This is a genomic window from Acetobacter sp. KSO5, assembly GCF_044094635.1.
Lineage (GTDB): Bacteria > Pseudomonadota > Alphaproteobacteria > Acetobacterales > Acetobacteraceae > Acetobacter > Acetobacter cerevisiae.
The window spans coordinates 1,094,477-1,107,183 of the sequence record NZ_CP172014.1 but is presented as its reverse complement, the minus strand read 5'-3'; the positions used below and the strand labels follow the sequence as shown (position 1 = coordinate 1,107,183).

The 12,707-nt window shown below is 62.7% G+C and carries 12 protein-coding genes; 3 read left to right on the top strand and 9 right to left on the bottom strand.

From position 1 onward, the window contains the following. The first annotated feature begins 58 nt into the window (after nt 1–58). Together ACHQGU_RS05040 and ACHQGU_RS05035 are read left to right on the top strand one after the other, a co-directional pair. Entirely contained in the window at nt 59–748 is a 690-nt protein-coding gene (locus ACHQGU_RS05040; RefSeq protein ID WP_395496066.1) for a phosphatidylserine decarboxylase, read from the top strand. A gap of 118 nt (nt 749–866) precedes the next feature. Continuing rightward, nucleotides 867–1,658, top strand: coding sequence for a phosphatidylcholine/phosphatidylserine synthase (locus ACHQGU_RS05035; RefSeq protein ID WP_197056284.1), 792 nt, complete (start codon nt 867–869; stop codon nt 1,656–1,658). On the opposite strand, the gene ACHQGU_RS05030 is transcribed toward ACHQGU_RS05035, so the two are convergent. Genes ACHQGU_RS05030 through ACHQGU_RS05000 form a run of 7 tightly spaced genes read right to left on the bottom strand, consistent with a single transcriptional unit; the run spans nt 1,625 to nt 9,651 of the window. Next, nucleotides 1,625–2,137 carry an NADH-quinone oxidoreductase subunit B family protein gene (locus ACHQGU_RS05030; protein WP_395496065.1) on the bottom strand — a complete coding sequence of 171 codons (513 nt, stop codon included), beginning with the start codon at nt 2,135–2,137 and terminating at the stop codon, nt 1,625–1,627. The two genes, ACHQGU_RS05035 and ACHQGU_RS05030, sit on opposite strands and share 34 nt — an antisense overlap. 27 nt (nt 2,138–2,164) lie before the next feature. Further along, on the bottom strand, nt 2,165–3,664 hold the full coding sequence (locus ACHQGU_RS05025) for an NADH-quinone oxidoreductase subunit D (RefSeq protein ID WP_395496064.1): 1,500 nt from the start codon (nt 3,662–3,664) through the stop codon (nt 2,165–2,167). Continuing rightward, nucleotides 3,664–4,785: a hypothetical protein gene (locus tag ACHQGU_RS05020; RefSeq protein ID WP_061507144.1), complete on the bottom strand. Its 1,122-nt coding sequence runs from the start codon at nt 4,783–4,785 to the stop codon at nt 3,664–3,666. Before ACHQGU_RS05020 ends, ACHQGU_RS05025 begins: the two co-directional genes overlap by 1 nt. Beyond that, nucleotides 4,782–6,008, bottom strand: coding sequence for a hypothetical protein (locus tag ACHQGU_RS05015; protein WP_395496063.1), 1,227 nt, complete (start codon nt 6,006–6,008; stop codon nt 4,782–4,784). The genes ACHQGU_RS05020 and ACHQGU_RS05015 overlap by 4 nt, the downstream gene beginning before the upstream one ends. Then, entirely contained in the window at nt 6,005–7,015 is a 1,011-nt protein-coding gene (locus ACHQGU_RS05010; protein WP_253554911.1) for a hypothetical protein, read from the bottom strand. The genes ACHQGU_RS05015 and ACHQGU_RS05010 overlap by 4 nt, the downstream gene beginning before the upstream one ends. Continuing rightward, nucleotides 7,012–8,808, bottom strand: coding sequence for a hypothetical protein (locus tag ACHQGU_RS05005; protein ID WP_395496062.1), 1,797 nt, complete (start codon nt 8,806–8,808; stop codon nt 7,012–7,014). Before ACHQGU_RS05005 ends, ACHQGU_RS05010 begins: the two co-directional genes overlap by 4 nt. Nucleotides 8,809–8,850: 42 nt before the next feature. Further along, a complete protein-coding gene (locus ACHQGU_RS05000; RefSeq protein WP_395496061.1) occupies nt 8,851–9,651 on the bottom strand; it encodes a methyltransferase in 801 nt (266 codons plus the stop codon). A gap of 84 nt (nt 9,652–9,735) precedes the next feature. On the opposite strand from ACHQGU_RS05000, the gene gloB reads away from it, so the two are divergent. Next, a complete protein-coding gene (gene gloB / locus ACHQGU_RS04995; protein WP_395496060.1) occupies nt 9,736–10,461 on the top strand; it encodes a hydroxyacylglutathione hydrolase in 726 nt (241 codons plus the stop codon). An 87-nt stretch (nt 10,462–10,548) separates the two neighbouring features. On the opposite strand, the gene ACHQGU_RS04990 is transcribed toward gloB, so the two are convergent. Beyond that, on the bottom strand, nt 10,549–11,832 hold the full coding sequence (locus ACHQGU_RS04990; protein WP_395496059.1) for a DUF2125 domain-containing protein: 1,284 nt from the start codon (nt 11,830–11,832) through the stop codon (nt 10,549–10,551). A 57-nt stretch (nt 11,833–11,889) separates the two neighbouring features. Then, nucleotides 11,890–12,579 (bottom strand): class I SAM-dependent methyltransferase, encoded by a 690-nt coding sequence (locus tag ACHQGU_RS04985; RefSeq protein ID WP_395496058.1) that lies wholly within the window; start codon nt 12,577–12,579, stop codon nt 11,890–11,892. Nucleotides 12,580–12,707: the final 128 nt, after the last annotated feature.

The following is a 12,707-nucleotide window of genomic DNA, read 5'->3' as shown; positions in this document are numbered from 1 at the left end:
TCTGGCACGGTCCCCTGTTTTCTTCCCACATTCCGGCCTTTTGCATGAGGACCCCTCCATGTCCCTGATCGACTCTTTCAAACTTGTCCTGGCGCCCCCCCACCCGGAAGCGAAGCCCTTCCTGCTCGCCTCTGGCGCGACCACGCTGGTCACCCGTTTTCTGGGCAAGAAGCTCTCCTGCCCGGTGCTGCGCCATGTGGGCACCGCCAGCGGCCTGTTCTTTGGCTTCTGCCTGTATTTCTTCCGGGACCCGGAACGCACCACCCCGGCCCGCAGCGATGTTGCTGTGGCCCCGGCTGATGGCCACGTGGTGTCTGTTGAGAAAGTCGCTCCCCCGGCCGAGCTGGGCATGGGCACCGCTCCGGTCTGGCGCATTGCCACGTTCCTCTCCGTGCTGGATGTGCATATCAACCGCATGCCCGCCGCTGGCACGGTAACGCGCATTGCCTACCATCCCGGCCAGTTCCTGAATGCCAGCCTTGATAAGGCGTCTGAACTGAACGAGCGCAACGCCCTCAGCCTGACCCTGCCCGATGGCCGGATGATGGCCGTGGTGCAGATTGCCGGTCTGATTGCCCGCCGCATTGTGTGCAGTGTGTCTGAAGGCATGAAGGTGGAAGCGGGTGAACGCTTCGGCCTGATCCGCTTTGGCTCCCGCACGGACCTGTATCTGCCGCCAGGCGTGGAACCGCTGGTTTCAGCCGGCCAGACCATGGTGGGTGGTGAAACCGTGATGGCGCGCCTCTGATCCCGTGACAGATCCGCAGACACCAGCGCAGCTTCCCGCTGCCCCGCCTTCTCAGGCACCGCTTACCCCCCGAGGGCTGCGCCGCAAACGGCTGCGCAAACGGGTGCGGACCAAAAAAATCCGTGGCCCGTCCTTCAACCGGCTGATCCCCAACATTCTCACCATGCTGGGGCTTTGCTCGGGCCTGACGGGCATGCGCTTTGCCGTGGAAGGCCGCTTTCAGGCTGCCGGGATCGCCTTGCTGCTTTCCGCCTTTATTGACGGGCTGGACGGGCGCATTGCGCGCCTGCTGCGGGGTTCCACACGGTTTGGCGCAGAGTTTGACAGCCTTTCAGACTTTGTCTGCTTTGGCGTAGCCCCCTCTTTCCTGCTGTTTTTCTGGGCGTTGCAGGATGGCGGACGCTACGCGTTTCTGCCGTGCCTGATGTTTACGGTCTGTATGGCCCTGCGTCTGGCGCGCTTTAACGCCACGCTGGATGGTGAGGAAGAAAAGCCGAAATACGCCAGCAACTTCTTTACGGGCGTTCCGGCACCTGCCGGGGCCGGTCTGGCGCTGTTCCCGCTCTTTCTGGGGCTGGAAGCACAGAAGCTGGGGATCGACTGGCTCTATCGCCTGACCCGTCTGCCCTGGCTGCCTGCCTTCACACTCATCAGCACGGCGTTTCTGCTGGTGTCCACGTTGCGGGTCTGGTCTTTCAAGAACTTCAAGGTGCCGGCACAGTACGTGCTGCCTGTCATGCTGGGCACGGGGGCTTACACAGCCGTGCTGGTGGCAGACCCGTGGGGCGCACTGGCCGCCGCTGGCGTGATTTATATGATCCTGCTGCCCCTCAGCCATTTCAGCTTTCTCAAGCTGAAAAAAGCGGCTGAAGATCTTCAGGAAGAGGTTGAGGACGAACCCTCAGCCTGAGCCCCTCTGGCGGGCGGCACGCGCTGCCCGAACAGAGAACACAATCCGTCCAGCACCTGCTGGGGGGATGGTGGACAACCGGGAATTTGCAGGTCAATTTTCGCCTTGCGGTCCAGCCCACCCAGAACGGAATAATTTTCCGGGAAATAGCCGCCATCCATGGCGCAGCCCCCCACGCAAATCACCCCTTTGGGTTTCGGCATAGCCTGCCACGCCGCTTCCAGCACGGGGGCCATGGTGCGGGTGAGCGTGCCTGTCACCAGCAGCACATCCGCAGAGCGTGGAGACTGCACAAACCCAAAGCCTGCGCCTTCCATGTCATACGGGCCAGTCGCCAGGGCTTCCAGCTCCATCCCGCACCCGCCGCAACCACCGGTATCCACATGGAACAGCAGCAGCGGCCAGCGCGGCCCGACGGGTTTCAGGCGCGGGACACCCTGCCGGAAAGCGGCATCAAACACTGCGCGGATCAGCCCCATGACTGCAAACCCTTCCTGTCCTGTTCTCTAGCCATCAAGTGCCGCCGCATTCACCCCGAGGGACTGGCGCACAAGAGCCAGATCCGCCACATCCTGCCCTGCCAGCGTCTCTTCAAAGACCATCAGAGCGGCAGGGGCCGGGTCATGCACAAACACCTGCGCGACGCGGCCAGCATGCAGACGCACCCAGTAGAGGACGTTACCCCACGGGCCTTCCGTCATCCCCAGCCCTTCCCCATCCTCAAGAGTAAGGTCCACACGGCCACCGGCAGTCAGCCCCAACCGGGGGCCTGCTTCGCCCAGCATGCGCAGGCTTTCACCAATTTCATCCAGCAGGACAAGAGCGCGATCTTCCGCCGTGCCGCCATGTCGGCCAGCGGTCACCCGCCAGAGGGTCTGGTAAACGCGCTGCGTGCGCCGCCCGTCACAATCCTTCCCACTGGCTCGTGCCACCGGCCCATCCAGCCCCACGCGGTCAAGCAAGGTAGCATCCACCTTGCCTACCCCACTTAGACGAACAGAAAGTGCTGGATAGGTGCGCCAGAGTGTGGCCAGCCCCGGATAAATCTCTTCACCGAGCTTTGCCAGACTGATGCAGAGATCGCCCAGACCTGTCGCCTCGCGCAGACTGGTGCCGCCGGGCACACAATGGTCCATGAGCAAACGAGACCCGATGACCGGCGCAGACTCTGCCAGCAACTGTTCCCGAAACCACGCACAGCGCGACGCCACCACCAGCGCTCCGGCACCCCGCGCCAGCCCCGCCAGCGTGTGCAGATGCAGCAAAATGCGTTCCAGTTCCAGCAGCACCACACGGATCAGCGACGTTTCCGGCCCCACTGCACTGCCACACGCGGCTTCTACAGCCTGACAGAAGGCCGCCTGATGCGCCACAGAGCACCCAGCTGCCACACGCCCGCTCAACCGGCAGGCATCCTCCAGACGGCTATTCCGCCAGCGAGCCGCAAGCCCCCGATGCGCATAGCCGGACACTGTTTCCGCCTGCGTGATGGTCTCGCCAGCTACGGCCATCGCCACATGCAAGGGCGCCTCCATGCCGCCGGTGGCTGGCCCCGCGCCCGCGTTCACACCGCCCGCCGCCAGCAAGGCGTCAGACGGCTGAAAGCTGATCTGCCCTTTATGGCCGCCAGCAGGACCGGGGGTGGCGGCCAGCGGTGCAGTCGCGGACCAGACATCATGGTCCACCAGCGGGCGCACATCGACCGCCCACATCCCTTCCGCGCCATACAGATCATACGCCCTGCGCTCGTATAGGCTCGAGACCGGCCTTACGGGGGAAAGTGCCGGATACCGTCCATCCTCCAGCGCCAGCGTGGCTGCCAGCGGCTGCGTGGGGGAGAGCATGAACAGGGCATGCACATCCGTGCCGTCACACCACAGCCCGACAAACGGCAGCGTATCCTTTTCAAGCGCTGCGACCATATCGCGCCAGCCGAGTTCATCCAGCCGGAAGCGCCAGGGGGTGTCCGTCTCCTGCCCGGCGCGGATCAGGCTTACAGCATCCATTAGAACGCTCCCAGCATCATGGCCAGCGGCACCAGAAATCCGGTCAGCACCAGCACGGAACAGGCCACCCGACCCGCAGCATCTTCAGGCCACAAATCCTGCGTGAACCCTTCCACCGGCACCGAGCGCACCACCGCGCACAAAATCCCGGCCACGGTCAGCACCGTGACACTCCAGGACCAGTCGCTCAGCATGGAGAGCAGCAGCAGACAGCCCACAAACGGCGCACCCGGCGGGAAGCAGGCCAGCGCCCGCGCCGCCCATGAGCGCCCGGAACGATTGCCCCCGGCCAGACACCAGCCACACAGGAACAGCAACGCCGCCACATCGGCTCCTGCTCCCACAGCCATCAGGGCCAGAGCAGACGGAAAGGTGCGGAACAGGCGCAGCCCCTCATCGGAGCGACCCGCGCAGGCTGTCAGCCAGACCGAGGCCAGACCCGCCGCAACCAGCGCCGTCTCAAACGCCTCACCACCATGCACTCGCAGCCGCATGGAGAGCAGCAAGGCAGCCCCCGCAAATGGCAGGAACAGATAGGTATCATTTTCCTCACGCCATGACTGACCAAACGGCGTCAGCCCTGCGAGCATGACCAGACCACAGGCCATCATTAGTCCGGCTGGTGCAGAACCTGACGGCAACAGCAGGCCAGACAGCACCAGAAAAATTCCCACAGACCCGGTGCGCACCAGCGCCCATCCGGCCCGCGCCTGCCCGGCGGGGCGGCTGAACACAAACACGCCGTAAGCCAGTGCGGCTTCCAGAATACCAAGCCCGATAATCGGGTCTGGCGCGACGCAGGCCAGCCCCGTCAGTGCGGTCGAAATGTGTGGCAGTCCGCGCAACAGGCGGTCCTGCAAGGTGCCATTTTCCATCACCGTCAGCAGCAAGCCAAACGCCAGCATCACACGGCCTGCGCGCTGGACCGGGTCATCATCCCAGCCCTCCGCAGCAGCACTTGTGGCGGGGAAGAGGAACACGGCAACAGCCAGCGCACAGCCAGCCCCGGCCATCCAGATGGCAATCTCGCGGCTGCGCGGTGTGGGTGCAGCCATGACAATGGCAGCCCCCAGCAAAGGCCATGCAAAGGCCAGAGCAGCCAGAAAAACAGGAACGGTCATGCGTCCCTCCCGCGCTCAGTCAGATAGCCTCTCAACCAGACATCCCGTGCAATCATTTCCGGCGTGCGCGGTACAGGCTCAGCCTCAGGCTCTTTCTCTTCCGGGCCAAACGGCTTGGGCTGGTCAGCCGCGCTGGAGGTCGCCGTATCCGATGTGTGTTCAGGCGCTTTCTCAGAGGCTTCCGCATCAGGATCTGCCGGATTCATCCCAGCCTTACGCTCCTCCGCCTTGTCTTCAGAGAGGGCGTTTTCAGAGGGGTCTGTTTTCAGCACGCCGCTCTCGGTGCTTTCCGTTTCTGTCGGCTTAGCAGTGTCATGACTGGCGTCTGGGACGTCCTTCTGTTTCACCGTTTCAGCATCATCATCAGAGGCGACCGTTTCTGCATCCGAAGCCCTCTTATCCTGCAGCGCACCCGTCCCTGCTGGCGGCTGATCGACGTCTGCCTTTGCTTCTCCATCGGAAGGTAAGGCTTTCTTTGCCGCCTTATCTGGCCGGGGAAGAGGCTCTTCATCCTCAGCCGCTGCCTCGGCTTCTGTCCAGATACGCGGAGCTACCACGGCTTCCGGCCCCAGCCCTCGCGGTTCCGGGCCTGTTTGCTCAACATCGCCCAGTTCAAACCCTGCGGACCGGGCGGAAGGGCGCTCAGCCCCTGCCCCGTCCTGCGCCGGTGCCACCGCAACCCGCAGCATGACGCGATGCACGCACATGCCGCCCAGAAGAGCCACCACGCAGCCCGCCAACGCTGTAACGCCCACCACCATGACCTGATTTTCAATGACGCCGGAGAGCATGACGCCATCCACACAGACCAGCAGGCCAGCCCACTGCCAGACCATAGCCTGACGACAGGTTACGGCCACCAGTCCGGCGAGAGCCACGCACAGTCCGGCAGGCAAATAGGCCGCTCCGGCATGGCCGGGAGCTTCCCCCATAGCCGCAGGCGTGCCCGTAGCGAGTTGCAGAATGACCATCAGCCCGAGCGCCAGAAACGGCACCATCGGGCCGGTGCGCTCGCGTGCGCCATCATCCTGATATCGGCTGACAAACCAGACCGGCAGCACGGAAAACAACACCACACAAACCGCGCCAAATTCCTGCAAAGGTTCCCGCGCGTCCACCAGCATGGCCACCGCTGTCACCACGCCCAGCGCGGGCAAAAAGCCAATGCCTCGGGCCACAACACACAGCGCCAGCAGCGGCGCCAGGATGACAGCAAGCGTCATGGTGTTGCGTTCCCTTCATCACTCCATGCAGAATCCTGCTCATCCTGCGCGGAGGCCGTTCTGTCCTGTCCCACAGCACCGGACTGGCCCGAATACGCGACCTGCCAGGCCAGCAGCCCCAGCAGGAACACCGCAGCCAGACGCACACGCGCCCGACGCGGGAAAGTGAGCACCATCAGTTGCGTGCCTGCCAGCAGAAGAGCCGCAATCGCCAGCTTCGCCACCCAGAATGCGCCACCCGCAAGACATTGCGCCAACCAAGGTTCCACGCCGCTTTCACCCGGCAGAGCAAGGCTACTGGCCCAAGCCACATCCCCGGCCAGTGTAATCCAGACCAGTTGCACGCAATCCGTAGCCAGCATCCACAAGGCACGATCTGCCCCGGAAAGCTGGCACGGCAGTTCCGCCCCCGCCTGCCGCCCTTTCCAGGCCGTAACCAGAAAGAGGGCAACGCCCATCAGCACGAACGGTGCGCCATCCCCTACCGGAGAAAGCTGGCGCAAATGCGCAAGAAAGGCTGAAAAATCCTGACCACCTGCCATGACCAGCACCGGTACCAGCGCAGGCAAAAGCAGGCTATCCGCGAGCAGCGCCGCATACCCTGCCAGAGTGGTCGTGCCACCCTGCACTACCAGCGGCAGGCCCAGCAGAAGCGAGGCGCCGACCAGTGCTGAACACAGCAGGAAAAAGCCCGGTGCGGGAAAACCTGCCGGAACCAGCGTGAAAACAGGTGTCATGCACGCTGCAAAAACAGCCAGAACCAACGCGCCCCGGCAGGCCAGACTGCTTAGCCCATCCCCGCGCTGGCGCAGGCCCGGCCTGCGGAACTGATGATGAATATCCTGCCAGCGACCACCTGCCAGAAAACGATGCTCGCCCGTCAGACGACCTGCCAGACGATTGACCCAGCCACTAAACCAGGGGGCTGCCAGAACCATCAGAACAGTTTGCAGGGCCAGAGCCAGCAGGCAGGCAAAAGCCCAGCCCCATGTGAGATCATGCATCATTTTGCAGTAAACAGCCCCAGCAGCAGCCCGGCCCCCAGAAAGAGCAGGATGAGAACCATGCCCTGCGCCTCACACCATGCCACGGTTCTGAACAGCACAGCCTGAAGATACCGCGCCCCGGCGCTCGTCTTTTCCACCACAGGCCAGTCGCTTGGCTTCTGTTCCGCAGCACCCAGCAAAACCCCGAAGGGGGTCAAGACCACAGGCATGGAGGGCTCGGAAATTGGAGCAGGCTGCACTTCCTCATCCTGCTGGACGACGGGCGCACCGTCTCGCCATGCGGCTGCACCGGGCACCGCCGGACGTAGTGGGAACACGCCAAACGCTCGCCCCAGCAAACCGGCACCAACCACACAGACCGCCAGTGCAAGCACCGAGAACACAGGCGTCAACGTGATATCAGACCCGGCGAATTGCACACGCGCCAGCGTCTTCCAGGCAAAATCACGCGGCGTATCCCCTGCAAACAGATGGTCCACGAGCGCCAGCCATCCACCAGGCAGTAACGTAATCAGCGCCGCACCCCCTGCGCAGATCCATGCCGGAAGCAGAAGCACGCTGCTGAGAGATGGGGCATCATCCGCCGTTCGGCTGCCCTGTGGCACGGAAGCGGGCATTTGCTGCACAAAGGTTGCAAACCCCACCCGCAACAGACCGATCATCCCCAGCGCCATGACACAAGCAGCTCCGACCAGAACCAGCAATAGGCACAAAGCCTGCGCCGGGTGCGTATGGGCAGCGGCCACTTCACCCGCGTTCAGCAGGCACCAGAAAACAGAAAAGCCCCCGAGCGGCGGCACAGCGGAGAGCAGCAAAAGGCTGCCGCCCAGCGCAAGCCGACTACCACGGGCCTGCGCCACAGCACTGTTTGGCGTAAACAATCCGCCGTCCTGCCGGGAAAGCCAGAGGGCTGCCAGCAACGCCAGAAACGGCGCACCCGTTGCCAGAAGTGTTGCTGTGCGAAAGAACTCTCCGCCCTTTACAGGGGCAGCCAGAGCCAGTGTCAGCATGACCACCAGCCCGCCATAGCCTGCGCTGGCTACACCAGCGAGAACCCCGCAGGCCGCAGGACTGCGCACGGCCTGCACTGCCCCCCAGAGCGCCACAGCGCCACCGCTGACCATCAGCAAGCCCTGCTGCACCGGTGGCAGAACACCGACTTCCGCCAGCAAGCGCCCAAGCAGAAACAGACCAATGCCCGCAGGCAACACAGCCTCTGGCCCTTTTTGTGAAGAAACCGCCCAGCCCAGCAACAGCACCATCAGGCACAAGGCGGGCGGAGAAAGAGGACTATCTGCGGGAATACAGGCCGGAATCACAGCAAAAGGCAGACACACGCCCTGCCGCCCACGGTCGGCCAGCAACACCAGCGCCGTGCCTGCAAGGAGCCCGAAAACCAAGGGAGAAAGAGCCAGAAACGCCAGTCCGGTGAGCGCGCAGGCCAGACCGCGCTGCCCCACGCCCATCAGTCCGCCGGTAAAGGCCAGCAGCACCAGCATGGGCAAAGCCGGTCCATCCATGCCGAACACCGGGAACCAGCTCACCCCGCCTTCCAGCCTGCACACCGCGCCGACCAGCGCCAGCAGGCCTAAACAGCCCCAGACCCCGGCCAGAATTTCAGAGCGCCACGGAGCGCACCGTCGCAACAGGCGCTCTGGCAGCACAGCCAGAACCCCCGCCACCACAAACAGCACGAACAAACTGCAAAGAACAAAAGAGGTGAAAATGGAACTCTGGCTCCAGACGGGATGTAAAGACGGGCGGATAACACCATGAGCGCGGTTCTGTGGCAACGCTCGTGGCAGAAGGCAAGGCTACGCGTAGCGAATTTGCCTTTATGTCTCCGGTATACGGCTCGCACCCTCCGGCGGGCCACCGCTCTTTTGGGTTGCCGTCTCCTGCGCCGGGCAGAGCATCTTTTTAAACCATGTCCGGGGAGAGCGGACGGGCAGCGGCGTGCCGGAAAAGACATCTTTCACGGCTTCCACCAGCATCAGGCTGCCAAGCCCCGGTGAGAGAACTTTTCCAGCAATATCGGACCGGCGCCCCCGGCCCATACTGGTACAGGCCTGCCGGGCAGGCAGAAACAAAGCCTCATCCCGCCGCTCTGCCAGCAGCATGGCATGGCCCAGTATGGTACGCAGGCCTGTGCGGGAACAGGCGACATCCTGCGCAAAAGGCGTATTTTTCTGCCGCAGCCGCCCACCCAGCCTGTTGGGCAGGATCATCAGTAATCGCCCATCATCTTTCAGCACCCGGCCTGCCGCCCGCAGCAGAGGCACCATCTGGTCCTCCTCCGCACAGGCATGCACCAGCACGATCCGGTCAAAGGCATCTTCATCAAACGGCAGAGCATACGGGTCCACCACGCATTCCCGGTCGCAAGCCGAAAACGGCATGGACGTTTGCGCGTTGGCACTCTCAGGCCAGTGGTCCGGCGTCCGGGCGGAAATGCAGAGCGCGCCGCGCCCGCGCCATGCCCCCAGATACGGCCCGGCATAGCCCAGCCCCAGCACGCGCTGGCCGCGCAGATCAGGCCAGAACCATTGGAGCCGTTCACGCAGCAAAGCCGCGCAGGTCTGGCCCTCATGGGTCTGATAAAAGGCGTCTGCCGAGGGAGGAATGGCCTTATGCATAGCGGATGTGTACCATGATATCCGCTCCCGGCGCCATGACTGCGCACGCGTCCCCTCAAAGTTTCCACTCTGGAGAATTGCCCCATGTCTCTTCAAACCCGCGCCATTCCGGTTTTGTCAGACAATTACAGCTGGCTTCTGCGAGACACGGAAACCGGCTGCACCGCCATTGTGGACCCCGGAGAAGCCGCCCCCATTCAGGCTGTTCTGGATGAGACCGGCGGGCGACTGGACCTGATCCTGCTCACCCATCACCATGCCGACCATGTTGGCGGCACGGATGCCCTGCGCACCCGCTACAATGCCCGCGTGGCTGGCCCGGCCTCCGAAGCAGCCCGCATGCCTGCGCTGGATATTGCGCTGCATGACAATGAGACGATTGCCGTTGGCCAGTCTCAGGGCCGGGTGATTGCCGTGCCGGGTCACACACGCGGCCATATCAGCTATTATTTTGCGGAACCGCCGACCCTGTTCTGTGGAGACACCCTGTTCAGTCTGGGTTGTGGTCGTCTGTTTGAAGGCACGGCCGAGCAGCTTTTTGAAAGCTTGAAACGCTTTGCGGACCTGCCGGATGAAACGCTGGTCTGCTGCGGGCATGAATACACCGAGGGCAATACCGCCTTCGCCCTGCATGCCGAACCAGACAACACCGCCCTGAAAACCCGCGTGGCGGAGGTCAAACGCCTGCGCGCCGAAGGCCGCGCAACCGTGCCCTCCACACTTGGCGAAGAACGCGCCACAAACCCGTTCCTGCGCGCCCCTGATGTGCCGACCCTCGCCAGATTACGGCGTGAGAAGGATACATTTTAAGGGAGGAGACAAACGCAACGAGCACTCCCTGGACATCATGGCAGGGGTCTCAGCGTGCATCATCATACGTTAAATCAGGGCGCGAAATCAGGGGGCGCTCGCCCCCGATAGCGAAACACTGTGCAGCGTCGCCAGCACAGACAGAAGCGGCACTCCGCCAAGCTGCACAGCCCCGTCCCGCACCTGCAAAGGCACACTCAGCGGCCCTTCTGTGCCGCCGGTGCGTTGCTCAAGCTGGTCGGTCAGTCTGGACAGAAGCACCGTTTGCGCCGGGCTTAGCGTTTTGTCCTGTTGCAAGCGCGCCAGAAAAGGTCGCCAGTTACTCAGAGTCAGCCATGTCTCGCCCAGCGGCGTGCCTCCGGGGGCCATGACCAGCCGACCCGACCATGAGATCCCCAGCCTGCGCCAACGGCCGCCCACATGCTGCACCAAAATTTCCGCGTAACCGGGCGATGCCCCGGAAGGCGAAGACGGTAAAACCGAGGGAGATCCGGCATCCGTCGCCCAATGATCGGACGACGCCAACTGGTCCTTAGACGCCGAACCCATCGCACCGTCTGCACTCTCTCCCCCGCCCAGATTTCCAGCATCTGAAGCCGGTGGACCATTGGAAGCAGCCTCATCCAGCGACCACAGTGCTACAAGCCTTCCCATCGGCCCGGGGAGGGAGACCGCGCCCTGCACATCGTCCACGCTGTCCCCCCAGGGAGCCACCACCGCGCGTTGGGCGGCAAAAGACAGTGCCAGGGCGCTGGCCTGCGCATCCGCATGGCTATTCCAGACCAGCTTTCCGCTCACACCTCGCGCCGTAACCGGATGCGCTTCCGCCACGCCGCGTTGCGGCACCAGATGCAAAAAATCGGTGTGGAACAGGAGAGTGCCTGCCTCCGCCGCACGTAAAGGCAGAGAAATTCGCACGGGCGCGCCATCTGTTTTGAGCAGGAGATACCCCGGCTTTTGGCCGCCCGCGGGCCCCTTTTCTGCTTGCACTGCCAGTGCCTGCCCACCGTCCAGCGAGCCCTGAACTGTGAGCGGATGCCATGGGGCCAGATCCAGCACGGCATGGCTTACAGCATAAGACACGCCACCCTGCCCGGCTGAGGCTCCACACATTATCTGCACACCCTCCAGCGATACCTGTGCCCGAAACGGCCACCCGCCCCGTTGTTTGTGCTGAAAAACCACCGGACAGCCGACAGACTGCGCCACGCCTTCCCCGCCACTGGCACTGGCACTGGCACTGGCACTGGCACTGGCACTGGCACTGGCCAGTCGATGCTCCAGAAACTGAACACCACCCCACCAGAGCAGACTATCCAGCGCCAGCACACTGGCTCCGGCACAGGCCAGCAGTCCTAAAGATTTACGCATTCAGCCCCCGGCCACACAAAGCGCTGGCCCAGACAGCGAAGACCTGAAAAGCCGCACTCAAAAGCGACCCAGCTTGGTATAACCCATTTTCTGCACTAGTCTTTGCAGAATACGACGTGGGCGCGTTGCGGGATGCTTGCGCAAAACGATATCGCAATACATGTATTCCTGCAGTGCAAAAACGACCATTTCCCACCCATGACGCAGCATGAACTCATGGGCCGCCTGAATGACCCCGTACGGACCGCCACCATCCGCCATGATGTAATCATTAAGGATCAGCAGGCCGGTATGCGGTTTCAGCTTGCGCTCGCACAGCTCCAGATCCCGCACAACGGCCTGATAATTATGGTCGGCATCCAGATAAATCACGTCCACACCATGGTCTGGCAACTGGTCCAGCATCACGCCACTATCGCCCGCCAGCACCTTGACCCGCCCGCGCGCAATCTCGTCCGCAAAGCGGGATTCATAGAAGGCCTGCTGCGTTTTATTATCGAACATTTCAGAAGACGGGCGCCCCCACACTTCCGGCAGTTCATGCACATTGAAAATATCCAGCGCGTAAAACTGCCGGGGTTTGCAGATATCGAGAATTTTCTGAGAGAAATCACCCGTCATCACCCCCACCTCCGCAATCACAGCGTTTTTGGGCAGAAGCGGCAAAATATCATCCCGGTTTGGCAGCATCCGGACATTGCGCAGTAAAAACGCTGGAAGGGGTGCGGCAGGCATCATCTGAGACATGAAAAACTCTGGCTGAGCGAAGAAGATGGTTAGCTTACCAGACTTTCATGTCCCCTCAAATGCAGACTCATATGCGCGAGATTTTGCTGAAGGAACTGCCAGCGTCCCACTGTTCTTTCGGAAAATCC

What these genes read in the sequence shown, in the direction of transcription:
- ACHQGU_RS05040 (WP_395496066.1), top strand. Translation starts at nt 59, where the DNA reads ATGTCCCTGATCGACTCTTTCAAACTTGTCCTGGCGCCCCCCCACCCG.
- ACHQGU_RS05030 (WP_395496065.1), bottom strand. Translation starts at nt 2,137, where the DNA reads ATGGGGCTGATCCGCGCAGTGTTTGATGCCGCTTTCCGGCAGGGTGTC.
- ACHQGU_RS05025 (WP_395496064.1), bottom strand. Translation starts at nt 3,664, where the DNA reads ATGGATGCTGTAAGCCTGATCCGCGCCGGGCAGGAGACGGACACCCCC.
- ACHQGU_RS05020 (WP_061507144.1), bottom strand. Translation starts at nt 4,785, where the DNA reads ATGACCGTTCCTGTTTTTCTGGCTGCTCTGGCCTTTGCATGGCCTTTG.
- ACHQGU_RS05015 (WP_395496063.1), bottom strand. Translation starts at nt 6,008, where the DNA reads ATGACGCTTGCTGTCATCCTGGCGCCGCTGCTGGCGCTGTGTGTTGTG.
- ACHQGU_RS05010 (WP_253554911.1), bottom strand. Translation starts at nt 7,015, where the DNA reads ATGATGCATGATCTCACATGGGGCTGGGCTTTTGCCTGCCTGCTGGCT.
- ACHQGU_RS05000 (WP_395496061.1), bottom strand. Translation starts at nt 9,651, where the DNA reads ATGCATAAGGCCATTCCTCCCTCGGCAGACGCCTTTTATCAGACCCAT.
- gloB (WP_395496060.1), top strand. Translation starts at nt 9,736, where the DNA reads ATGTCTCTTCAAACCCGCGCCATTCCGGTTTTGTCAGACAATTACAGC.
- ACHQGU_RS04990 (WP_395496059.1), bottom strand. Translation starts at nt 11,832, where the DNA reads ATGCGTAAATCTTTAGGACTGCTGGCCTGTGCCGGAGCCAGTGTGCTG.
- ACHQGU_RS04985 (WP_395496058.1), bottom strand. Translation starts at nt 12,579, where the DNA reads ATGTCTCAGATGATGCCTGCCGCACCCCTTCCAGCGTTTTTACTGCGC.